General features: G+C 61.2%; 15 protein-coding genes and 1 tRNA gene. All 16 read right to left on the reverse strand.

Features of this window, described 5'->3' with window-relative positions; genetic code table 11:
- A partial coding sequence (locus HV711_RS16035) for a hypothetical protein (RefSeq protein ID WP_175145149.1) occupies positions 1-579 on the reverse strand: 579 nt, incomplete at its 3' end.
- A 571-nt stretch (positions 580-1,150) separates the two neighbouring features.
- Positions 1,151-6,568: an ATP-binding protein gene (locus HV711_RS16040; protein ID WP_175145151.1), complete on the reverse strand. Its 5,418-nt coding sequence runs from the start codon at positions 6,566-6,568 to the stop codon at positions 1,151-1,153.
- A 65-nt stretch (positions 6,569-6,633) separates the two neighbouring features.
- Positions 6,634-9,753, reverse strand: coding sequence for a helicase-related protein (locus HV711_RS16045; protein WP_244142698.1), 3,120 nt, complete (start codon positions 9,751-9,753; stop codon positions 6,634-6,636).
- 80 nt (positions 9,754-9,833) lie between these two features.
- Positions 9,834-11,657 (reverse strand): phospholipase D family protein, encoded by a 1,824-nt coding sequence (locus HV711_RS16050; RefSeq protein ID WP_035481962.1) that lies wholly within the window; start codon positions 11,655-11,657, stop codon positions 9,834-9,836.
- Entirely contained in the window at positions 11,654-12,883 is a 1,230-nt protein-coding gene (locus HV711_RS16055; protein ID WP_035481963.1) for a DUF6361 family protein, read from the reverse strand. Before HV711_RS16055 ends, HV711_RS16050 begins: the two co-directional genes overlap by 4 nt.
- A 235-nt stretch (positions 12,884-13,118) precedes the next feature.
- Complete coding sequence (locus tag HV711_RS16060; protein WP_051224371.1) at positions 13,119-14,486, reverse strand: hypothetical protein; 1,368 nt, start codon at positions 14,484-14,486, stop codon at positions 13,119-13,121.
- A gap of 15 nt (positions 14,487-14,501) precedes the next feature.
- Entirely contained in the window at positions 14,502-15,020 is a 519-nt protein-coding gene (locus HV711_RS16065) for a Mov34/MPN/PAD-1 family protein (RefSeq protein ID WP_175145153.1), read from the reverse strand.
- Positions 14,968-15,441 carry a DUF7665 family protein gene (locus tag HV711_RS16070; protein WP_035481964.1) on the reverse strand — a complete coding sequence of 158 codons (474 nt, stop codon included), beginning with the start codon at positions 15,439-15,441 and terminating at the stop codon, positions 14,968-14,970. The genes HV711_RS16065 and HV711_RS16070 overlap by 53 nt, the downstream gene beginning before the upstream one ends.
- On the reverse strand, positions 15,438-15,947 hold the full coding sequence (locus HV711_RS16075) for a hypothetical protein (protein WP_035481965.1): 510 nt from the start codon (positions 15,945-15,947) through the stop codon (positions 15,438-15,440). The genes HV711_RS16070 and HV711_RS16075 overlap by 4 nt, the downstream gene beginning before the upstream one ends.
- 111 nt (positions 15,948-16,058) lie before the next feature.
- The gene (locus tag HV711_RS16080; protein ID WP_035481966.1) at positions 16,059-19,484 is read right to left on the reverse strand and encodes an ATP-dependent helicase; all 3,426 of its coding nucleotides are present in this window, start codon (positions 19,482-19,484) and stop codon (positions 16,059-16,061) included.
- A gap of 3 nt (positions 19,485-19,487) precedes the next feature.
- The gene (locus HV711_RS16085) at positions 19,488-20,147 is read right to left on the reverse strand and encodes a hypothetical protein (protein WP_035481967.1); all 660 of its coding nucleotides are present in this window, start codon (positions 20,145-20,147) and stop codon (positions 19,488-19,490) included.
- On the reverse strand, positions 20,144-20,923 hold the full coding sequence (locus tag HV711_RS16090; RefSeq protein ID WP_035481968.1) for a hypothetical protein: 780 nt from the start codon (positions 20,921-20,923) through the stop codon (positions 20,144-20,146). The genes HV711_RS16085 and HV711_RS16090 overlap by 4 nt, the downstream gene beginning before the upstream one ends.
- 416 nt (positions 20,924-21,339) lie before the next feature.
- Positions 21,340-21,415 (reverse strand) — tRNA-Ala (locus tag HV711_RS16095).
- Positions 21,416-21,488: 73 nt separating this feature from the next.
- Entirely contained in the window at positions 21,489-21,839 is a 351-nt protein-coding gene (locus HV711_RS16100; RefSeq protein WP_013586884.1) for a c-type cytochrome, read from the reverse strand.
- Positions 21,836-22,627 carry a BON domain-containing protein gene (locus HV711_RS16105; protein ID WP_013586883.1) on the reverse strand — a complete coding sequence of 264 codons (792 nt, stop codon included), beginning with the start codon at positions 22,625-22,627 and terminating at the stop codon, positions 21,836-21,838. The genes HV711_RS16100 and HV711_RS16105 overlap by 4 nt, the downstream gene beginning before the upstream one ends.
- A 25-nt stretch (positions 22,628-22,652) precedes the next feature.
- Positions 22,653-23,240, reverse strand: a complete 588-nt coding sequence (locus HV711_RS16110) for a phosphoheptose isomerase (RefSeq protein ID WP_015001429.1) — start codon at positions 23,238-23,240, stop codon at positions 22,653-22,655.
- Between the last annotated feature and the right edge of the window lie 76 nt (positions 23,241-23,316).

Below are 23,316 nucleotides of genomic sequence, written 5' to 3' on the forward strand. Positions count from 1 at the left end.
TTGCCTTCCAGGACGGCGAGCCGGTGCAAGACGATCAACCGGGTCAGCAGAAACTCGCCGCTTGACGTCGCCCGCTATCAACTGCCCATACACCAGACTTGACCTTATCTCTTCGAATTCCTCAAAACCCTTATGGAGACTGACAGGGAAAGTTTCATCAAGATATGCGAGCACATACTGCTCGTCTCCTTGCAATATTCGAGATAGCGCCGACATAGCGCGTGCTTGTTCGTCCGACTCAAGACAGGCAGCCTGCCCTGTCAGAAGCCAATTTCTCCACGCGGGCCGTCCCGACGCACTTTCCCGTAGATGAAAATCGAAAATTGCGGCCGCTCTGAATGATTGGGAAATCGATCTTAGAAGACCGACCAAAAATTCCGCCTTCATCGCATGCAGATGATTTTCTTCTGGGTAGAAGCCGCAGTGTGGACGATTAGCTAAACAACGCTGCCTGATCTCGCGTTCAAGGTTGTCTGGGAGTTCAATCTTGCTTGCTATGGCGTCGAGCAACTGGTACAGGCTGACGACTAGATGTGACGTTTCCTGTGAATCGCACATCTCGGGTTTGATAGTTGACATGCTTTTTGCGCTTTCAGTACTGACAGAAATCCTGTAATAAGTGCGGGTCTGATTACTCAACGAACCGGACGACCGACATGCGAGTTCTTACGCGGCGTTGCTTCGCGGAACCGCAGCAGGAGCCTTGCATGGACGCTCGTCCATCATGCCGTTTTCAGAGCAGCGACCTGTACTGGTTGAAGCAATCCCAAACACTGCAGGGCTTGATGCCCCCGATCCGATCCGCACAACGAACCGTGATCGCCGCCCGCGAGGACAGGCTCTCGAACCATAGGCACGACAGGCGTTGGATCATCCTGGGCCAGGCTCGTGATCCAGATCGGCGCACGTCATGGTGGCCTAGCCGGTTACGGTCCGCTACATGCTAATCGGTCGCACGTAAGCGCATTGCCTGCGATCGTTTGTCAGAGTCGAATAGATTGCGCTCGACTCTGACAGACGACATCTCTACGTCATCCTTACAGCATCGTTCGCTCTTTAGCGAGAGTAAACACATATGCGAAAACTCGAGCGATTGATCGCGCTCTGATGTCTTGCCGAATAGTGGTCAATGTCCGGTAATCCTCCCGCGCTAGAGCTTAGGATCGAACTCGTAGACAACGCTGCCCGTGCCAACTGCGCGAAACTTCCCGACCGCCTTGCCGGAGAAGGGGTTGGCCAGGAGTGTAGCGGTCAACCGAGATGGGTCGCTCACATAGGCAAGGTAGAGGATCCGATACCGGTGGTCGCGATCGGACCGATAACGCTGCGCAGCGAAGATTTCGGTGGGCCCCATCTCGAATCGATGCGGATCACCTGTGCTCGCCTTGACCTCGTAGTAGTAGGTCCGACTCTTCGTTGCGACGATGAAGTCGTATCCCCACTCGTCGGAGCCGCCACTCGTGTTGAGCACCGAGTTGCGGTATCGGGATACCCACATGCTTTCATCGATCGATTCGAGCCGGTGCCGACGACGCAGCCATTCGCATGCCCAAAGCTCGCCAATTAGCCCAACGGCTCGCTTCTGCTCGTCGGACATTCCACCCTCGGCCAATCTGGATCCCCGCTGACCAGAGCCTCCGCCAGGCCCCCCGCTCGGCCTAGGGGGGTCCATCAATTCGAGCTTGGCATCACTCGAGGAGACCAGCTTCAGTGCGGCCGCTTGGTCAGCAACCGCGGCGACCGCAGCAGCGAGTGCGGGATACCCACCCTCCAGCGCTGACAGCTTCACGCCGGCGAACTCCACCTGGGTTCTCTGGCGTCGCTGCTCCTCCCGCTCGGCCTTTTCGCGCTCTTCGCTGCTGGCCATGCTCTCGGAAGACAGGCCCCATACCGCGAGGTCCAGGGTTGGTGCACGTCCGACCGGCCAGATTCTATCCAGCGTCAACCAACTCGCGATCTGTTCCTCATCGAGCACACGGAAGTCGAGCCAACCCCCGTCACGAGCGTGTGCGTTGCAGGTGTCGCGCGACGTCTCCTGATTGCCCCAAGCTTGGCGCACCTCTTCGGTCGCGGACGTGCCCGGCGCGCGAACCCACGCAGAGAGCACAGGAGAGAACTTTACCCAGAAGTCGCGCAGCCTTGTCCCGTTTGACGTTCTAGTCTCGTTGAGGTTAAGCGTGAGCGGCATCTCCGCGCCGCCGGCTGGCATCCGATCGTTGATCCACAGATCGATATGGGCATCCATCACCTGCTCGGGCAGGTCGTCGTAAGTCGTGAACCACGCCGCGTCAGGCGATACGGCAAGCGCGCCGTCCCTGGCAGCCACGTACGCGTGGAGCTGCTCTCGTCGATCGAACATCCCGGTTGCACGCTCACGGAGTCGCTCAAGGATCGCGGGCAACCGCTGCCGCAAATGACGCATCCACACTTCGCGGTGCAAAGCCTCGTTGCTTATGGGCTTGTACCGGCCGCCGAGAGATGCGATGGCTGCGTTAAGTTGGTCGATCGGGAGCTTGAACTCCGACCTCAGATCGGGCAGGTCGACTAGGCGCCCCAGCCGCTCGTCGAGCTCTGCGAGCGGCATCCCAACGCTGGTAGCCAAGGCTTCCATCGCGGCGCGAAGATCAATGTCCTGGGGATCGTCCTGTGCGGCGAGTTCTTGAAGGCGCAACGTCGTTTCGGGCGTTCCGACGCAGGCAGAGAGCGGAATGGCAAGGTCCAGCAATCCGATAAGGTCTCCGCTTATAAGTCGTCGAGTTTCCCGAAGAGCGTCGACTTCTACGCCCAGCGCTGCGGCAATTGTCGAATCGTCGAGTACATCTTCGACCTGATCGCGCAAGGCGGCAGCAAGCCGCAACAAGGCAGCGTCGAGGCCGTTAGCCAGTTCGCGGGACCCAAGTGCGTGTGCGAGCTGTCCCGCTGCGGAAGCGAGGTGATCAAGAGTGAGTGGTCGTCCCGCGGTTTGAACGACGAGTACCGGACCGCTCGGTCGCTGAAGTGCGAGTGCTCCGCGCATCGACGAGGGGAGTGCAACCCGCTCGTCGCCATGAGCAATCTCTATTCTTTGACCGCTGACCACCGTCAGTTCCATCGCCGCACGGCGGATCCGCCCAAGTGTGTTCTGCGTTGAATGCACAAACGCACCGCTCTTGTGGTCGGCTACACAAACAAGAAAGTCGACGATCCACGGCCCTACGATGCCGCTGAGCAACTGTCTCGGCGTCCGATCATCGAACTTCGTGCCATCAACGTAGACCTCGGCAGGTTCTTCAGATATTCGCCGAAATTTACCAGGCGCGCTCGCATTGACCCATTCCCATAAGGCGGTTGCATCCCCGTGCACGAAATCAAATACCGGCTCGCCGACCTCTTCCAGGAGCTGCTTCTTCAGTCCGTCCCGCCCGTCATCAAAATATGCCAGCGTAAATTCATCACTCGTCCTGGACACGGTAGCGACCTCACCGTTCACCAGTACGGGCACGCGTGATCCCGCTTTCGGGGTGCCGACGAGGCGTGCCGTGTTCCACAGCCGTCTAAACAGCTCCTGGAACCGACGCACATCCCGAATGTCAGAAATCCGTGTTGACGCCGCTTCCGCAAGGACCAGGAGCGATCGCTCGGCGTGGTGGTCGTCGTCCTTGAACAGCCCAAGCATAGCGCGGTTCTGAAGGAACTCCAGCGTCGGAGCGTCGATGGCTGCGATCACTTGGTGCGCCACGAAGTCGACGAAGCGAGGCGGGCGCTCGTCCTCGATGGCGAAGTACCATGCATCCATCGGCTTGACGAATCGGAACTGCCCCCCAGGCCGGGCGACAGGCACCCATTCGGCGCCAGTTAGGAATGCCATCAAGAGAGTCGACATGCGGTGCGATTCCCCTGCTACGGCACCACTCTCGGTGCGTAATGCACGGAAGGTGAGATGTTCCTCTCCAATCCCCCGCATAGCCAAGACCAGCTGTACCGCGTAATCCCGCCGTACTTCGAGGGGAAACGTTTCATGCTCGTTTTGCCCAGGAATACGCCAGAGTCGAAGCTCTGCGCGATACTGCCGCGAGGAATACATGCCGGAGCAGTCTCGCGTGAGCTGAGAGCGCCAATGCGGTATCAGTCCTTCGGGCAGTCCCGGTGCATTCTGCACAATGAAGGAAGGTAGACTAACCGGTAAGCCGGTCGGCTCAGCACTCACATTTTCACCGCCAACTGGGCGCAGGCAATCCCTCACCCCCGCCGCGGAGAGAAAACGTACCCAGTCAGCTTGCGTACCATGCCTGATCTGCCACGCTGCATGCTCTGGCAATAGGCGAGCCATCGACCGTTTGAGGTCCTCGGACCTGTCGGCGGTGATACGAAGGAAGGCGTCCAACTTCTTGCCATTAGGAACGTCCCATCCGGCGCCAAACATTGCGGCCTCCGCGTCAATCCAGCCATCGGCGGTCGGCACGTAAAAGCGCGCCGAGCGCGTCTCCTTGTCGGAGAGAGATCGCCCGCTATTCCACAAGCGGAAGGCCCACTCGAGCGCCTGTTGCCGAGTGTGGTCAGAGGTGGCGCTCCTAGTTATACCAGCAAGTGTGCGCAACACATCACGCGTATCATATTCACGCGCAAGCTTGCCATCGATGAGAAAAGATCGACCTGGTCGATAACCACCGTCGGCCTTCAGCCACGGTACCTCACGGTTTAGTAGGGCGAACCCTTTGCGGAGCGTCGCGGGCAGGCGTTCAAGCGGCAGCGATTGTTTGCTGTCATCGTCGTCGACATCCGCGTCTAAAGACAACACTGGCGCAAAGTAGACATCCGCAGCCCGCCGGCCGCGACCTTGGGTGCCGGCGGCTGGTAGCTCGCTGCTGATCAGATCACCGCTCACGCTCAGCAAGAATCGCTTACCAAAAAGGGATGACGCATGGCCAGCCAGCGCGACCGACACCTCATCATAGAACGTCGCCCATCGTTCTGACGCGGCACGCTCCTCATGCATGCGACCAGCGATTCGTTCCACCCAACCGGCGACAACACCGGCGGGTGGCTTGAAGTCGGCGTTGCGCAGGCGCATGTACAGCCGGTCCAAGGCACCTCGCTGATTCAACGTGAGGGATTCAATCAAGATGCGGCCGCCACCAACCTCACAGACTCGCTTCGGGGACATGCAGGCGTCAGGCGGTGCAAACCATCCGTAGGTCTCGTTGGGCGAGGCCCAACCGACGGAATCATCGGGACCACGTACCGGGAGGAACTCGCGGTTCAAGATGCCCTGGCCGTTGTTGCCCATCGCGTGTTTCAGCGTTTCTAGATACGCGTTATCCCAGCACAAAAGGCTGACAATCGCGTTCGCCGCAAAAAACCAGTCGTTGTCGACGAGGAACCAGATCATCTGGCAACTCAGCCAAGCGGCCATCCGAATGAAGAGGTCATTGAGACGGATTGATGAGTCGACCTTGCGCCGATCCATCTTTGTGTAGAAGTTTGCGTTGATATAGCCGGCGAACGGGGCCTTGCCCTCCTCCCCCAAGGGCAGAAAGCAGTAGAGTCTTCCAAACTCTAGGGGTGCTCCGAGCGGGACGGCGATACTGACTCGCGCAGCGCCTTCCCAATCCCTCCAACTCTCTGGCACTTCGTTCTTCTCAAGACTGGCCTGCAGGGCATTTCTGAACAGCTTGTCATCAATGTCCCAGTGCGCGACGACAAATTCTGAGGTACCGAGGCGAACCTTGGACACGTCAATGGGCGAGTCGACCTTGAATCCCGAAGGGCGGAGTGACGACGACTGCAGCACGGATCGCTCGAGTAAGATGGGCTGCCCCGTACCCCGCTCAAGCGAGATGCACGCAATTCTCTCCAGGAACAAGTGAAGTGGCGCATTGAGCCCCAGAAGTGAATCGAGTTGCGTACGGACCGCTTCGAGGGCATCGGCCGACTTGAGTGGCAAACGGACGACCGTTGCGAAGCCTGCCGATGCAAACCTCGAGACGTTTGCGCCGGGCTCTACCGGAACGGGAATATGCCAGCACGGCAGGTTTTGCGCCATTTCCTGCGCTACATCATCCGACCTGTCAGTCAGTTGCTCCCGCAAATCATCCTCGGTCGCGAACCGGAAGCAAAAACCGTCGAAAGTACCGCTGCCGCCTTCGCCGAGTACTGAATAGATCTCCGGCCAATTGCAAACTTGCAATACGCTTCGAAAGCCGATTCCTTTATTACCAATCCCTGCATTGACAGGCTTGCTGCTCAGCGCAATGTTGGTGATGGCCTTGAGGTTCTTGGCCGAAAAACCAATGCCGCGATTTGCTACGTACAGGCACCCGTAATCACCTTCGGATGCCAGCACGATGGCGATCTCGCCGTCTGTCCGCGATGGGTGGTGTGCGTCATGCGCGTTCTGGATAAGCTCGACGAGAAAGCGGCCGCCGTAGTCGTCGGAGACAAACTGCGACATGTTTCGAACGCTTTGATAGAGACTTGGATCGCTTCGGGCCGCCAGGTATTGCTCGATTCGCTGACGCATCAGCTGTGCAACTGCATCTGCGGGTGCAAGCTCTTCGGCATTAAATGGCGCTTGAAGTTCGGTAGCCATCTTGATTTCCCCTTCCCCTGCATCGGTTGTTTCTTCGCGACTTGCGATATCACCGGCTTGTATGCTCAATTGCGCTGCACGCCGGGGCCGGGGCGCAGCGAGATCCGCCAGCGTCCCACCGCGCGCGCCACGTCCTCCGCGCTCATGGTCTGCTCAAGACATGCCAGTAGGTCCTCCTGACGCGGCTGGGCGAATACCATGCGATAGAGCGCGAGGCTGCGCTTCAGGCGTCGGTAGCGCGCTTCGTCGCGGCTGAGGGGGAGCGCCATCACAATGCGCTCGATGTGAGCGCCCCCATCGATTTCATAGATCCAGTACGGAATCAAATCGTCCGAGCCAACAGGACGGCTTTCGACGGCCAGATCGAAGATTGCATTCCAAAGATCACCGCGTCCGCCGACCAAGCGTCCTAACGCCATCTCGCCGTGGCAGCGCGCCACGTTCTTGCGCACCGCGTAGCCTTTGTAGCGATGGACCCGCCCTTCGCGCTGCTCCATGTCGACCGGATTTGACGGCAGGTTCCAATGCACGATCGAATGACACCAACTGTGGAAATCGAGCCCTTCCTGGCCGATCGACGTCGACGCCAGCACGAACGGCCAAAAAGGCGAGTTGAACGCCGCCTGCACCGATTCCTTGCGCGCGACCGCGCCTTCCTCCTCGTCCTGGCTCCCGAAACGCAACGCGAAATGTGTGCGAATTGCAGGCTCGAAGGGCGTCACACGTAGGCGGCCATCTTGCATCCCGACCTCGTCGGGCCGCAACGTCGCACTTCTGAGCGACATCGCTTCGTACATGGCATCGGCAAGCGTCTCACAGCCCACCGCGGCCGTGCGCTCGCCAAGCCCGTGCGAATCGAACAGGATATGCGCGTACTCATCCAGGAGCGCCTGCAGATTGCCGTCCGCGCCATACTGGAGCACGCCCTGCCAGTACGAGTCTTCGTCCTCCACCGCCTTCAACATCGCGACCGCGCGCGGAGAATTGAACTGGCTGCGCAGTCCCTCCGCAATGCGTGCGGCGGCGTCGAGCATCTCAGCGGTCGTTTGCCCCTGCGGCCACAGACGCGCGAGCGTGCGCAGCGCGCAGGTTGCCGGTGCGGCAAGTGCCACGCCGGCGAGAACTTCAGCGAGGTCAGATGGCACGCGCCCAAGTCCTTCGATCCTGCGCCCCCAAGCGTCGAGCCAATGGCTTACGTGCGTGTTGAACCCACTCGAGGAATCCGCGTCATCGTCTTGCCGGGCATTGCGCGCCTCCGCCCAGCGCTCCATGCACCAGGTGTTGGCCGCGGGATGACGGGCGGCCTCGAGCCGGGCGAGCGCCACCCAGTACCAGCGCCGGTCGGCGGGGCCGTCAGTCACGCTGACGTCGAGCAGCGGTTCGACGACAGGCACGATCAGATCCATTGCACGCGCGCGCATTTCCTCGAAAGTTAGCATCGGCTCCGCGTCGCTGCGCAACTTCAGCGGGTCCACAAGCTCCACCAACGCTTGCGACGGAAATGCCAGAAGCAGCGCAGACATGCCGGCCGGCCGACCATCCCGTATGCCGGAGAAACGCAGCTGCGGCCTGAAGCGGCGTGGCATGTCGGCATACTTCACGTCGCGCTCCACGCCCTCCATCAGGCGGCACTCGGCTTCGAAAGACAGCAGCGCAGCAAGGGCGTCAGGCACCACATTCCAAGCGGAAAACACAAGGTGCTTGCTAACAGGCCCGACTTGCCTATATTCGCCACCCGCACGCCAGTAGTTCAGCGACGGCGGCATCCACAACAGCTTCCAGAGCCGGTCCTCGTCGATCCGGTCAATCAAGGCCCGCAGGCGTGCATTGCCGGGATCGATGCGCTTGTAGCGTTGGAGGTCCTGCTTTTTCAGCAGCGCAATGTCCTGCTGCGGAAACATCTCGTGGATGCCCGACGCCTTGCGGTCAGCGTGCGCGCAGAGCGCTTCTTTGAAGCGGTATTGCCCCATGAAATTGAGCAGATAAGGGCTCGATTTCCAGTACTCGATCGTCTCGCGCTCTTCGAGTTCGCGTGCCATCGCCTCAAGCGCGCGGAAGTCCATCAGATCGCGCCCGGACAAGCGCGGCACGAGCAGCTTTTCCTTGATCATCGAATCCGCGCGTAGCGTCGCTTCGACGCGCTCGGTCCGGCACATCACTCGCTTGAGCGTTGTCTCAATGCGGTTCTTCACCGGCTCCAGCGAGTCGAGCCCGGCGGCACTCTGCGCGCCAAGCAGACCTGTGCGGAGCGCATCGATATCAGCCTTCAGCGTGACGATCGTTTGCCGGTCGCCCGGAAACAAGAACTGCATCGTGTGAAGAAAGTCCGCATAGTGGTCCTCGTCCTCGTCGTCGCGCGCGTACATCTTGTACGGCGTAGCGGAGAGCAGGAGAACGCGCGCCCGGCCTTCGTAATTGAAGAGCTGGTGTGCGAGCTCTGCGGCGGGATTGTCTTCTGTATCGGGATCGTCGAAAAGGTCGTTGAAGCGCTGGAATTCATCGAGGATGACAAGCGCGGGCTTTAGGGCGACAAGACACACCCGCGCGAGCATTGCGCGGAGATCACCGATCAATTCCATGCAGCGCTGCTGGTCCGCGTCGCTCACCTTCATGCGGCGATCGCTGTACACTTCGGCGATCTCACGCAGATTCTTGAAAAGCACTGAATTCTTGCGAACGCTTTGCCGATAGGTCCGTGCGATTTTCTCGTCGTACGCGATGGTCTCCTGCGCATCGATGTCCCAGCTCTTGCCGGCTCCGCCACGCAGTGCATGGCGGAGCCCTCGATCGTGCACGCTGTCGAGGTCCCGGAGCATCTGATAGATGAGACGCCGCTCTTCCTTGCGTCCCGTCCGGCGGCCCCCGCCCTGCTTTTTGCCAAACGTTGTTCCCGGCGTAAAGCTCACCAGATTTACCTGGCTCTCGTGCAGTTTGCTGGCGATCAGCGGCAACAGGGTCAGCCGCGTGGCATGAGGAAGCCTCGACTGCCCCGGCAACAGGAGTCGCTTGATGTTCTGCGCCGCGATCTCGGCGTTCGAACAAACGTAGACGATGTCGACACGCTCCCCTGTATGCTCCAGGTGATCGATGGTTCGTGCAATTACGCCCTTCGCGATCATGGTCTTGCCAAGGCCCACCTCGTCCGCCACCAGGAAGCGCATGGCCGGATCCGTTTCGTTGAACATGCGCGCGTACGCATAATCGACCGTCTGCCGCTGAAAGTCCTTCAAGCCTCTCGTGAGCGTGCTCGCCTGGAGATTGCGCGTCATTTTCCATCCTTTATTGTCAAAGCCGCTTCGAACACGGACCAGATGGCAAGGAAGTCGTTGGTCAGGATCGGATCACGCTCTGTGGTTTCCTCGCGCAGCCGGTTCACGAGCTCGCGCACGTGCGCAAGTCTTTCCGGTTCGCGCGCGAAAGCCCGCGCGAGCATCTCGAACAGCGGGATCTCGTCTTGCGAAGGGCCGAGCCCGTCGCCGAGCAGCGGGCCGCCACCTTGGCCATTGCCGTCGTCGCCGATCCAGTCGCCGAGAAGCAGCAACAAATAGCGGATCAATCCCTCGCGGTTGCGAATGGCCGCGCGCAGAATTTCCAGATCTCGGTCCTCGGGTCCGCCGTGGCGCGGTAGCTGCAGAGCGAAGCTCAGCTTCGCGTCGCCGAGCTCGAGTGCAAAGCCGGTGAACGACGTGACATGCTGAGGCGCGAAAACGCCCAGGCGCACGCGCGCGTAACTCGAGTCTGACGAATGTGCGTCGCCGATCAGAACCGCGCGCTCCTCATCCTGCGTCACGAGCCACGTGCGCGCCGTCACCCCGCCGCAAGGGACGCCGTCGAGTCCGTGCAGGTCGACCGCCCACCCTTCCTCGCACTTCTCGCAGTGGAGCGAGAGATCGGCCCAAGCCAGTGCTTCACGCAGCTTTTCGAGCTTGCGCTCGTCCTCGATCGTCGCAGGATCCGCGGGCTCCGAGCGCACATAGGGGACGAGCAACGGACCGAGGCCCTCGTTATCAGCCCAATCCCCCGGCGTGCCGACTTTGCTCGCGCGGCCGATCAGCTCGACCATGAACTCCACGTTCGAGCCATCCACGAGCGCAGGGGCTGTTGCATTCGCAGAGCCGACGAAGAGATGTGTGTACCACGCGCGGCGGCCGATATAGACCTTCGCATGGAGTCCGCGCTGACGCTGCGGGCCGTCGTCGTCCTCGAGATCTCCGCTGGCTGCCTGGTCGCTCAGCACGTAGACGCTCGAGAAGCCCGCCGGCGAAGCGAGCTTGTCCAACTCCTCCCCGCGCGAAACGAGAAAGAGCGGCTCCTTTGCGAGCGCTGCGAGATCGCGCAGGGCATCGGGCGTAACGAACGGCGACACCACACTCAACTCGTCCCAGCGCGAGTCGCTCTCCGGTACAGGCAACCAGCTCGTCGCTCTACGCTCGATGCCGAGCGCGTGAAAACGCACGCATTCGAACTGGCCGGGGAACTCCCACTCCATGCGGTGAGCGTCCGCACAGAGCTGTTCGATCTGCTCACTGCGCGCCGCGCTCACATCCCTCGTGCTCATTTCTCGAACTCGCTCGATGAAACGCGCGAGCGGTTTGTTTTCGTCGAGCTTTCTTTTTCCCGGTACGCCTTCAAGCCGGAGCGAGAGGTCCCACGAACGGTCGTCGGTCAGGTTGCGCGTCAGCACGAGCAGGCGCAGCATCGCCGGCCCTTCGCGGCTCGCGTCGCGGGGTACAAATCGCAGCAGCCAGACCTTCGGGTGAAAGGCGCCACCGTGCGGCGCATGAGCCTCGTGAACCATGCCCTCGAGGAGGCCGAGCAAGGCGTTTGCCTTGCGCGGGATCTGGAGCCGACCGCGCTGGCAAAAAACGGTTAATCGGTCCCCCATGCGCCGCAGCGCTTCCAGGACCGGCAACGGATCGGGTCGGTCGGGCGAGATCTCTTCGAGATCGGCGCGCGCGAGATGCAACGGCAACGTCAACAAGGTGATGAGGTCGAGCGAGTAGGTCGTCGCGACGCCGCTGTCGAAGCGATACTCGTTGGGTGGCGTCAATGCGTCGGTCAACATGCTGCGTTGTTCGGGACTGATCATGCGGACCTCCAGCCTGCGTGCCATTCACGCAGAAAATCGCTTGCCACAGCCCAGCGATAGCCAAGCGGCGCGAGTCCCGCACGGCCCCCCCACTGCGACCGAGCGGCGGTGTTTGCAAACCGCGATCGCTTGTCCTTGAGCCTCCGCTCGCGGGCCTCGACGAGTTCCCGGCAAGCACGCGATTCGGCGATCTGCGCTCGTTCGCGCAACGCGAGCGTCAGCCATGTGCGAACGAACTCCCGCGTCGACTCGGTGATGGTGTGGCCTTTGCCGAGCACCCGCTTCCAAAACGCTTCGAGATCCCACGCGCCGCAAGCAGGCAATTCGTTTTCGGCCCAGGCGTCGAGCTGCGCACGGTAGTGTGCGGCGAGATCGACGTCACCGACGTAGCGGCGCTCGAGCTCCGCGAGCTGCAGGTTGTACAAAAGCGCGGCGCCGTGCATCAGCACGTTGAAACGGCGCGCGTCGTCGATCAATACCTGAATCTCTGGGGGAAAGGCTGGCTTGCGCGGATGATCCCAGATGTTCTCCGCCTCTGGCATCTCGCCGCCTTGCGCGAGGTCCAAGGCGAGCCAGGTGAGCAGTGACCCGGGATGTTGTCTGCGCCAGCGATCGAGCAGAAACCCAGCCTCTTCACGTGTCAGCTCGAGACCGACCCCAGCCGGGAAGTCTTCGGGGCGCAGCTTGACGAGTTGCGAGTCCCACGCGCGACCACCCGGATCGCCGTCGTGAACTTCGTTGTCGTCGCGCTTGCGCTGCGTACGCCGCAGCGCGTGACGCCTGTCGGCCAACGCGAAATACTGCTGCAGCGACATGCGCGCCCGGCGCATGCCCCAAGTACCCAATGCGGCCCAATAAACGGAGCTTGGAAACCGTTTCAGCTCCCCACCCGCTTCGCGGCCGATCACGCCCGGCTCATCCGGAGACGTGTTTTCGAGCAGCGCCTTCAGCAGGCGAACTTCCGCGGCACGTGCGGCACCCGGAAAGGCCGCGGAAGCCGTCGATCTGGCTTCGAGCTGGTCGAAGAGCCAGGGCACAAAGAACACATAGCGGAGGCGGGTCTGAATCGTCGACGTGCCGGGAAAAAGCTGATCCGCAATAGAGTCACGGATTCCGCCGATACCCAACTCGTCGCGTGCCTCACGCTCGTCGAAGAACGAGAGTAACCGCAGGCTGCGTTGGGCCGCCGCAGCGTCGTGATCAAGCCAAGAGAGATTGGATGCCATGAGGCTTTCTTTACGTTCTGACTTTCTTGTCAAATTGCGGCCTGCACGATGGGACGCAGACCGCGCGGGTTAAAGAATGCTGCGACAGATGGCGACGTCGATGCATCTCGCGTACAGCGTTGATGCCTTGAATTGCCTACCCTTGGTTTACGGGCGCGCTTAAGAGAACTTGAAGTCGTACCCCGGCGCGAAAACACCCGGAGCTCGTCCTGACCGCTCGCGCTCCTTCGCTTTGCTAAACGGACATCGTGAATCCGGGGTTAAAGCGGCTGAAATCGCCCGCGTGGAGAGACACCGTACGCTGGTCCGGACTGAGCAAGTCGAGATCGATCATCTGGTGGACGTGACCGCCATGCAGCAGGCGGAGCACCTCAGCGAGTGCCAATGTCGCGGCCGCCGCCCCCACGAAGGGGGCTCCGACAGCTTTTCCCGCAAGCAACGTCATCCCGCACCGGTCGAGCACGCCGTCCGCTACAAGCTTTGTATAAGCTGGATTGTCTTCCAGCTGCTCCGCCTTGGCCGTTGCCTTCCAGAGCTCGGCCGCTGGTCGTCGCCCCGGCAACGTATGCAACCGCATGGTGCGGAAGTTGCGATACCCTCGGCCCAGCCCCGCCTCGACGATCACGTCGAAGCCGACCTGGTCGAGTTCCCGCCTCCCAGCAGCGTTATCCAGACCGCAAAGGGCGATCGCCGGTTCGTCGGACTGCCGCTTGAAGTCAGCAGCGAAGACGCGCTCCTGGATCGAGGCAGCGAATCCGTGTCGGTGAGCCCACGCTGCCATTGCGCGCGTCTTCTTCTGCCCGACCATGCTCGCGTCGGTCAGAATGGAGGTGCTCTCGGTCGACGGAGTAACCGTATCGACGTCCTGGAGCACCAGGGAAACCGCGTCTGGATCACGATATGGCAGGAGACCAAGTCCCCACAGGTAAGCTTGTCCGAGGTGACCCAAACCGATTAGCCAGAGGCGCGAGGGTAAATATGTCAATGCGGGCTCGCTCGCATCCTCCTCGAGCCAGTCCTGCCCCGGGCCGGGCCGCCATAGGGATAGGCCAACGACACGACGCCCCGCGATGGGCTTGTCGCCGCTAGCAAACAAGTAAGCCTCATTGACCGCAAGCGCGGCGGCGAGCATCCCTGCCAGCGGCATTGCACGTGTGCCCTGTGGCATCAGCTCCGAATGAACTGGCAGGACGCCGCCCCTCCAGCCAGCAACGGCGGTTCGAACGCAGAATCCTTCACGCCGTACGCCGGTGCTGCCGCCGATCACGATTGTCGGCACGACGTCGTTACCCGTTTCCAGTACGCCGCCGAGCGCCAACACCGCGTCTCGCAGCGTCGGCCCCAGCGGCATCGCGATCGAAAGCTCCGATTCGAGGGGTCCCGCAACGCTCACCCCCCCCAGGAAGATCCGACGCCCAACGGTGATCGTCGTGAGAAGCGCAGCTTGATGCGCTGGATCGGCCGCCGCAGATGGGTCGAGTTCCACCTTGAGCCGAAAGCTTTGGAAGATCGCCTCAGCCTCAGCTACGCTCCTAGCAGTGCCGCTATCAATCGCGTGCTTTACGAGTCGGTGAAGCGAGTCTGCAGTACTGTATTGCGTCATGGCGGTTGCGCTCCATCAGAACCCAATATGAAAAAACCTGCGGCGGTCGTCCGGCGGGACTGTCGCCCAGCGTTTGCCACCGAGATAGCGATAGATCCCGATGTCGCATCGCGGCGGGCTCCCTGCGGCGAAGCGCGGGATGACGAGCGCGATATGACCCGCCTTGGAAATCATCGGGTGGGCGCGGTCAGACTCACTCTGTGCAGAGCTACCGGGATGAACATGAACGTCCGCCACAACTGACAGGCCGCGCGCCTTGCATATCGCCCACAGCTCGCTGAAATAACGGCCATCGAAATGGACGATGCCGCTGTCAAGGCAATGCGGATCGAGATCGTCGTAAAGGACGAAGTCAACAATACGTAACTGATCGGCTTCGCGGCGCCCGAGCAGAAACGCGCCGCTCTCCCGGGTGCGGTTGCGGCCCCTGTCGCGCAATTGCGCACGAAGGCGCTGCCACAGCAGCCACGAGCACGACAGCTCATGCCGCGGCGCGAAGAGGCGGCGCATAGTCGCGGGACTGAAGAAGTTCATGAACGAGCTCCAAATATTGGACGATTCCGTGAGCTGGGCGCCAGATTTTCGACGGCATCTCATGAAGCCAGTTGATGTGGCCAGTGAAGCTTTCGCGGTCGCATGGTAGATAAAGCGCTGAGCCATTCTTCCAATCGGTGCGGAAAACGGCCGATACGCGTCCGCCTCGGCCACGAGGCCACAGGTCAAATGCGAGGATCTGGTTCAGCAGCAGATCCCACGGCCCGCTCGTTGGAGCGATCTGCGGGTAACCGGCGCAGTGAAAACGCAGGATGTACTCGCGCCCGTCCTTCGCTGTCACGCCGACAAAAGCGAAGGGCCAGGTCACTTCGACGAGACGCCAGCGCCCCTCGAGTTCGCCGAGGCGAAACGCAGCCTTCGCTGCATCCGCCTCGAAAGCCCGCTGGTCGGGCCCGATCACGCCTGGCTCCCGGATGCACCATTCACACGCTCGTCGGGGACCAGATCGAAGGCAAGGCTGCAGGTCTTCCCGTCGGTCAGAGATCCGATGTGCAACCCGGGGGTTGGTCGGTCGTGCGTGCCAGCAATCTGAAGGACGTGCTCACCTGCCTCTTCCTCGGACATGCCGAATTTTTTCTCGGCGGCCCAGCGCTTCACGCGGGCGACAGTTGCGCTGGGAGAGAAGCGATCCTTCACCATCTCCTGGTTGAAGGTGACCGTCACCTCCACGTGGCGACAGCGGTGGAAGTGCACCTTGAGCCGCTTGGAGCTCGCACGTTCCTTGAGCAGGATGGCTTCGTCAATCGCCTCGTCGTCGTCCTCGACGAAGAGCATCACGTCGGGGGAGAGGCCGTGTTTCTCAACGACAATTGACTTGAAAAGGGCGAACGTAACGTCGGACTCGAGCTCGATATGTGCGATTTCACCGAGCCCTTCGCCCTGATAGAACAGATCGATGGATTTCATGATGGCTTTGCGCTCCAGGGATCGAAGTGCGGAGCCCCATGCCCCTCTGCGTCCCTTACCTCATTGATCGGACGGAGACTCGAAACCCGGAAAGCCAGAAATCAATATTCTTTATGACAGCGTGATCGACCCGTGTGGCGTAGCTGCGCAAATGAAGAAATGTGGACAGCGCGGGCAGGTGACGGGGTCGACCTCGGGCGGAAACCAGCCCTGCGCAATCCGCGCGAGCATGCTGTCGCTCTTGGTCGTCCGGTTGCCGATCTTCGTCGTGGAGACCATCACGGTTTCTTCCGTTTCGTCCGTCAGGTGTAAGGCTTGCACGACAACGCGGCCCCCGAACCGGCCTTGGACCGCAAGATGATAGAGCGAGTACTCAAGGCGATCGTATTCATCGCTGCGTCGATGGCCGGTGCGAACCCGGCGAATGACGACAGTCCCGTCCGGCATCTCAGCCAGCTCGTTTGGTTCAACAATCACCCGACCACTAGGGAAGTCGATCGCAAGCGGCTCCGCCTCACGGAAACGACGCCCGGCCCCAGCGCGGATCAAAGCATCTCGGAGACGAGTAGCGAGCCGTCTGTAGTCCTCACAGAAGGCGTGATCAATCGGTCCCTTCTCGCGCCAAATAACTTCGAACGCCGCCTCCACTTGCTCGATCGTGGGATCAGCCGTGCGGCGGGCATCCGCCAGCCAACGAATAAAGTCGTACAGGCAATCGTGCGTCTGCGTGAACGCCGTCCGTTTCCTCGCCCCGCCGAGCCCCATGACGTGAGTGTAAAAAAAGCGGCGAGGACACTTTTCGTACGCAACCAGCCGGCTGTCGGTGATGCTCCAGGCGGCACCGCGCAAAATGCTGATTGGTTGCGGCCTCGGTGCGTTGGACGGCATTGGCAGGATCGCGGGAGAGGAAACCTCGCCCACCAAGCTTGACGGTAACCAGCTCAGGAAGGGTGATGCGGAGCGGTTGTTTCCGTTCGGTTGCTTCCGCGCGAGACAGAGGCGAAGGTGCGTCCGCGCGCGCGACAGCGCGACAAAAAAGAGGCATTGCTCTTCATTGTCGTGGGCACGCCTCGCCTCGTCGGACACAGAAAGCCCCTCAGCGCCTTCTATCATACCGACAGGCGGCGGACACCGCTGACCGCGATTATTCGAGGGAAAGCTCTGGACTGTGAGGCCAGGAACATGCACGGCCTCGAACTCAAGGCCCTTGCTCCCATGCACGGTCATGAGTCTGACAGCGTCAAGGTGAAGCGCAGACGCAGGAACCTGACGAAGGTCGCGCTCTTCCGCGAGGAGCACGAGCTGCCGCACGCGATCGAGAGTACGCTGAATCGGCAGGCCCGATCCGGTCGGGCTCTGTTCACGAACGAAGTTCAGGAATTGCCAGACAGCAATAGCACTCATCTGTTTGGTCACGGAACCACCGGCTGCCAGTTTACGGACAAGATTCGTCCGGTCGAGCACGTAGGTCGACAGGAAGTCCCATGCGGAAACGCCCGGCTTCAGATGAATAAGATCATCAGCCAACCTTGCGAACGCGGCGGCCCCCTCCGGAGAAAGGCCTTCCGCCCCCGACAAAGTCGTGAGACCCAGCAGGGCCGGACGGCCCAACGCACGGAGGTGACGAGTCGCGACATGGACGTCCTGAAGGGTCACGTCATAGCGCTTCATGGCACCTACGCGAACCAGCGCGTCTCCAAACGGGTCGACGGCAAGGCTCAAAAGCGCCAGCAGATCGCGAACCTCATCGCGCTCGAAGAGACTGCCGAGATGCAGAACAGGAATGCCTCTGGCCTCAAGCGCGGCTGCGATCTCGTTAAGTCGCACATTCGATCGACAAAGCACCGCCTGGTCGCGCAAACCTACTCCTACTGCCTCCAGTTCACGCACGCTGGCCGCGATCCCCTCGGCTTCGAGGTCCAGCGTGTCGTATCGTCGAATTTGCGGCACCGCGGGGCCGAGACCTCTATCTGCCTCTAAAGCAAGCGGCAGCATGCCGGTCGAGGCTCCCATACGAGGGGCCACTGTTACGAACGCGTCGACGATCTGCCTGGTCGATCGATAGTTCACTTTCAGTTGATCGGCAACGGCCTCAGGATAGTCTTCCGCGAAGCGCACCATGTTTGCGGACGACGCGCCTCTAAAGCGATATATTGACTGTCGCGCATCACCCACCACCCACAGGCGCTTGCCGTTGCCTGCGACAGCCTTCAGCAGGCGTGCGCTCGCCCGGTTGACATCCTGATATTCGTCGACAAGCACATGCCGGTGCCGAAGCTGCGCCGCGAGCCTGAGCTCGGCGTCGGACTCGAGGAGTAAGGCAGGACGCATAATGAGGTCGCCGAAATCGACTGCACCCCGCGCCCGCAGCGCTTGCTCGTAAAGCTCGTAAATGTGCGCGACCTCGAGGCACTTCTCTGCTGCCTGACGTCCCTCGTCATCAGTCGCCGCGGCGAGCATCGCCGCGGCAAGCGCACGATATCGCACTGGATCCGTGAGCTCGTCCTTGGCCCGGGAGATCGCGCCGACAACGTCGCGCAGCACCATCGCAGGATCCCACAGGTTGCGGTAGTGGACTAGCGGCAGCGTCGGGAGAATTTCCTCGAGTACCTCGATTGCATCGCTCCGATCGAACAGCGGCGGGTTTGGCGAGAGCTCGAAGCGGTCGTGATGCCGCCGGACCAAATCAAGCCCGAAGGCGTGGAAGGTTCCGATCCAGATCCGATGCGCGGCCGCAGGCTCGGAAAGTGCCAATCTCTCGGCAAGCTCTCCGGCCGCACGATTCGAAAACGTCAGTATCAGGATAGCTGCAGGATCAATGCCGTCAGCCAAAAGCGAACCAACTCGTTTGATAAGCGTCCGCGTCTTCCCGGTGCCGGGACCAGCCTGCAGCAGAAATGGGGAGCCGCGGTGCGCCGCCGCCCGATCTTGGGACGGGTCTGGTCGGGGCGTATAGTTCGATACCGGCGCCGCAACAGACGGCGATGCGGGCGGCAAAAGCAAAGCATCAAAGAGCTGCTGACGTACCAGGGCAAGTGGCAGCCCTGTCCGTTCCGCGATATCCGTCGCTGTGAGATCTTGGCGACAGTGCATCTCTGCCGCTAGTCGCTGCGGTAAGACGAACTCCCGGGCGAAAACGTTCGCTTGTAACTCGCGGCGCTCCCGTGCGCCATAATCCTCTACTCGCTGAAGTCCAACTGAGGCCACCTCCGTAGACCGGGAGGGATCAATGTCTGTCGACGTACACGACGGCGAGCCAGCATGCACCTCGACATGCCCAATTTCGTGGGCGACCAGCAACGCGCGGGCAGCTGCATCGTCCGTCTCTTCGCAGCAAATCGTCCCGCTCTGTTCATCGAAGAGCGCACGAGCACCTTTGAGCGCCGGGTCACCGGCGGGAAGCCACACGAGCTCTAGCTTCAAGCGCTCCACAGCTGCGGCAATCAGCGCGGCTGGATCGAATGGATCCGCCCCGCCTACGACGACCGCATCGTGAAGGCGCCTCGCTGCGTCGCGAACTGACTCGAACCCGTCCATTGGTCAGAGACTCAGCAACCGTTGCTGCTGCTCCGCAGTCAGACCGGAGCTTCTAACCGCCTCCTCGAAGGTCTGTCGTTTCCCGTGAGTAGGCTTATCGTCAGCTTTGTAGAACTGCCGCGCCGCTGTCGAGCCACCGGTGGCCGCAAAATGTGCTATCACGACTTCTATTGGGGCAGAGAGTTCGTCAGCGACGAACTGCCGAAACCGAGCGGGAATGGTCTCAGGCTCAATCTGTCGGTCGCGCAACTTTGTCACGAAAACGGTATTCGCGCCGATTCGCTTCGCGAAAGCTCGAAACTCCTCTCGCTCAAGCGCAGTAAACGGGTTGGTAGCAGATTCTGAAGTCAACGCGCGATCTGTCGTTGGCTCAGCTGCCCGTCGCACGGCATGCAAGCGATTGTGGAAACGGCTCATTGCGCGCGACACGGCAGGACTCACGTGGCTCGGGTCGACAGCGGCTTCCGTTACATCTGCTGGCGCCTCGCCACGCAGTGCGTCGAGCGCCAGCTCGACGGCGAACTCCGTAAGCTCGTTGGCAAACTGAGGATATTGCTGCACCAGCTTATCAAGGAGTTCGGCATCCGGGACGCGCTTTGCGTTTGAGAGCGCGTAGAGTGCCTCGCGCAGCGACGGGGCGCCAGGGTTCGTAATTGAGGTCATGCGTCCTCCTTAAATCGGGATAGCTTCGCCGCTGCCCGCGACAGGCGATTACGGATCGTGCGTCCAGTGCAATTGCAGAGCGTCGCCGCCGTTACCTTATCGGGGTCTTCCGACTCCTCGTCGTACCCCATGACATGCACCAAAACAACGGCCTTGCGCTCATCGGGCGGCAAGGCGTCGATCGCCGCTAATAGTTCTTCTAGGTAAACTGGGCTTTGTTGTGTTTCAGAGTTCGCGAGCGATGTGGATAGCACCGCGACAGCGTCTTCGTAAGCCTGGGGCTCGTCAGAACCGTTTTCGTCCGGTATGGCGGCCCCCCCGTTCACTTCTGCCAGTTCGCGCCTGACCACATCGATCCGAAGCGCACAAAACGCCAAGTTGAAGCGACATTCGTAGAAATCGAGTTCGTCCAGCTGCTCCTTGGTGCCGTCCGCTGCGAGCAGCTCGCTAAACTCCGATAACACATACTCGCGAAGGGTCTCAGCATTCGGCAGCCGGTACGAGACTTTCCCTTTGAGAATAGCCTCGCACCGCCCCAGCAGCACCGGGAGCACTACATCGCGACGCTCCGCATTTCCGGTGAGCACGGCATGGCGGATCAAATGAACGAGAGTCTCGGACCGAAGAAAGTCAGACGCCGCCTTGTCAACAACCAAAAGCCGGCGCCGGAGGGTAGGTAGGTCGTCGAGCATGGCGCCGTCAATCTCGGCCTCAACGACCGAGGGGCGGACATAGAGCTCGCCCTCTTCATTGCGTTTTGTAAGCGGTCTTGCCACATCACCTCCTTGCCTTGGCGGCGGCGATTAGTGAGAGCGTTTTGACGCCGCCCGTCCCAAACTTAATCGCATCGCCACGAGGAACCCGGAAAGGGATTTTGAGCGATCGCATGATTTTTTCCCTAAGCATGATGGACAGCGAATTGCGACTTACTCGCTAGGCGCATCGATCGCCCAGCACACGCCAAGAGGAACGTCCGCGCCCCTACCGTTCCGATCCGGCAGCTCGCGGTATAGTAAAGCGTTTTGGGGGGCCGGCCGAACGCACAAACAAGCGTCCTGCGATACAGCAGGTGTCGCCCGCCATATGGAGTGACATTGATCGACGTGGGTCAAATCCAGTTACACTGGAGTTACATGAGCCCAAGAAACAGAAAAGGGTTACAGGTAAATCACCTGTAACCCTTTGATTTTATTGGTGGAGAGGAGGAGGATCGAACTCCCGACCTTCGCATTGCGAACGCGACGCTCTCCCAGCTGAGCTACCCCCCCAACGTCAAATAATTCTAGCACAAGCATTTTCCGTTTTGCCAAGCCGCAAGGCGCGGCAAAACCGCCCAAAACGTCACTTCGACGGCGCGCCTGCGAGCACCCAATCCACCACGGCGCGAATGTCGGCATCGCTCATAGATTGATGAGCCGGCATGGGAATCATGCCCCACACGCCCGAGCCGCCCTCTTTCACCTTGCGCGCCAATCTGGCGGGCGCCTGGGCGTCGCCCTTGTAGCGGGCGGCGATCTGCTGGAACGATGGACCGACCAGCTTGCGATCCACCGCATGGCAGCCCATGCACGCATTGGCATTGGCAATGCGCTGGCCGCGCGGCGCATCGGCGGCAAATGCTGCGGGGCCGGACAAGCCCGCCGCCGCGCCTACCGTCAGCACAATAAGAACACCCGCAACCGCACGCTTCATTGCGCGGCCTTCGGGTTGCCCGGATGCACCGCATTCGAATTCGTGACCGGTGCGGGCGCTTGCTGCTCGAGCGGCCGCGCGCTCACCGACGAATCCGGAATGGTGCCCACCGTCGCCGCGCCGGCATCCGGCTGCGACGCGGCAACCGGCGCAGTTGCCGCAGCGGCAGCGGCCGCCGCGGCTTCCTGCGGCTGGATGTACTGGAACACCTTCACGACCTGCGTGACGCCCGGCACGCGGCTCGCGACGTCCGCGCCGCGATTGCCCTCGTCCATCGTGACGAGGCCCATCAGATACACCGAACCGCGCTCGGCGACGACCTTGAAGTCGTTCGCCGAAATATCCTTCTCGGCGATCAGCGCGGTCTTGACGCGCGTTTCCAGATACGTGTCGTTCGTGCGTGACGAGAACGAGCTCGCCGGCATGATCGCCAGTTCGTTGACGATCGTGTTCACGTTATTCAGGCCACGTACGATGCTCTCGGCGCGCTGCTTCGACGCGTCGCCCGCCACTTCGCCCGTCAGCAGCACGCGGCGATTGAACACCGTCACGTTGACGTGCGCCGAGTCCGGCAGGTTCTGGCTGATCTGCGCAAGCGCCTTCACCTGAATCTCGCGGTCTTCGGTCTGCGCGCCGAGCGTGCGCCGGTCGGTCGCCATCAGCGCGCCGCCGCCCGCCGCGCCCGCGACCGCGAGAAAGCAGCCCTGCAACGTCGCGGACAAGCCCGCCGCGAAACCCACCACCAGCACGGTTCTCACCAGTGTCTTCTTGACGCGGAATGCGCTCATCAACTAGCTCTCCTTCGGATCGGTGTCAGTCTTCGCCCAGCAACATGGCATCGATGCCGTCGCATAGACAATGGATGGTCAGCAAATGCACTTCCTGGATACGCGCGGTGCGATCCGACGGCACGCACACGTGGATGTCGGTGTCGCTCAATACTTCCTGCATGCGTCCGCCGCCCTTGCCGCTCAGCGCGACGACGATCATTTCGCGCTCGTGCGCAGCCTCGATTGCCGCGAGCACGTTCGCCGAATTGCCCGACGTACTGATCGCGAGCAGCACGTCGCCGGGCTGTCCGAGCGCCCAGACCTGCTTCGAGTAGATCTGCTCGAACGAGTAGTCGTTGGCGATCGCGGTGAGCACGGACGTATCGGTGCTGAGCGCAACGGCGGGCAAGCCCGGCCGCTCGCGCTCGAAGCGGCCGATCAGCTCCGCGGCGAAATGCTGTGCATCCGCGGCCGAGCCGCCGTTACCGCAGGCAAGAATGCGGTTGCCGTTGGCAAGCGCAGCGAACATTGTGTCGATTGCTGCGGCAATCGGCATCGACAAGGATTCCAGGGCTTCGAGTTTGACTGCCGCGCTGTCGCGGAAGTGTTGTTGAATGCGTTCGACTGACATCGAGTCTCTATCTTCTACCGCGAGTGGGCCGCACTGCGCAGCCGTGTTGTGAAGTCGTATTGATGAAATCGTGCAG

This window comes from Paraburkholderia phenoliruptrix, assembly GCF_902859825.1.
Classification (GTDB): domain Bacteria; phylum Pseudomonadota; class Gammaproteobacteria; order Burkholderiales; family Burkholderiaceae; genus Paraburkholderia; species Paraburkholderia phenoliruptrix.

Coding starts and splice junctions, on each gene's coding strand:
- HV711_RS16040 (WP_175145151.1), bottom strand. CDS start 6,568: ATGGCTACCGAACTTCAAGCGCCATTTAATGCCGAAGAGCTTGCACCC.
- HV711_RS16045 (WP_244142698.1), bottom strand. CDS start 9,753: ATGTTCAACGAAACGGATCCGGCCATGCGCTTCCTGGTGGCGGACGAG.
- HV711_RS16050 (WP_035481962.1), bottom strand. CDS start 11,657: ATGATCAGTCCCGAACAACGCAGCATGTTGACCGACGCATTGACGCCA.
- HV711_RS16055 (WP_035481963.1), bottom strand. CDS start 12,883: ATGGCATCCAATCTCTCTTGGCTTGATCACGACGCTGCGGCGGCCCAA.
- HV711_RS16060 (WP_051224371.1), bottom strand. CDS start 14,486: ATGACGCAATACAGTACTGCAGACTCGCTTCACCGACTCGTAAAGCAC.
- HV711_RS16065 (WP_175145153.1), bottom strand. CDS start 15,020: ATGAACTTCTTCAGTCCCGCGACTATGCGCCGCCTCTTCGCGCCGCGG.
- HV711_RS16075 (WP_035481965.1), bottom strand. CDS start 15,947: ATGAAATCCATCGATCTGTTCTATCAGGGCGAAGGGCTCGGTGAAATC.
- HV711_RS16080 (WP_035481966.1), bottom strand. CDS start 19,484: ATGGACGGGTTCGAGTCAGTTCGCGACGCAGCGAGGCGCCTTCACGAT.
- HV711_RS16085 (WP_035481967.1), bottom strand. CDS start 20,147: ATGACCTCAATTACGAACCCTGGCGCCCCGTCGCTGCGCGAGGCACTC.
- HV711_RS16100 (WP_013586884.1), bottom strand. CDS start 21,839: ATGAAGCGTGCGGTTGCGGGTGTTCTTATTGTGCTGACGGTAGGCGCG.
- HV711_RS16105 (WP_013586883.1), bottom strand. CDS start 22,627: ATGAGCGCATTCCGCGTCAAGAAGACACTGGTGAGAACCGTGCTGGTG.
- HV711_RS16110 (WP_015001429.1), bottom strand. CDS start 23,240: ATGTCAGTCGAACGCATTCAACAACACTTCCGCGACAGCGCGGCAGTC.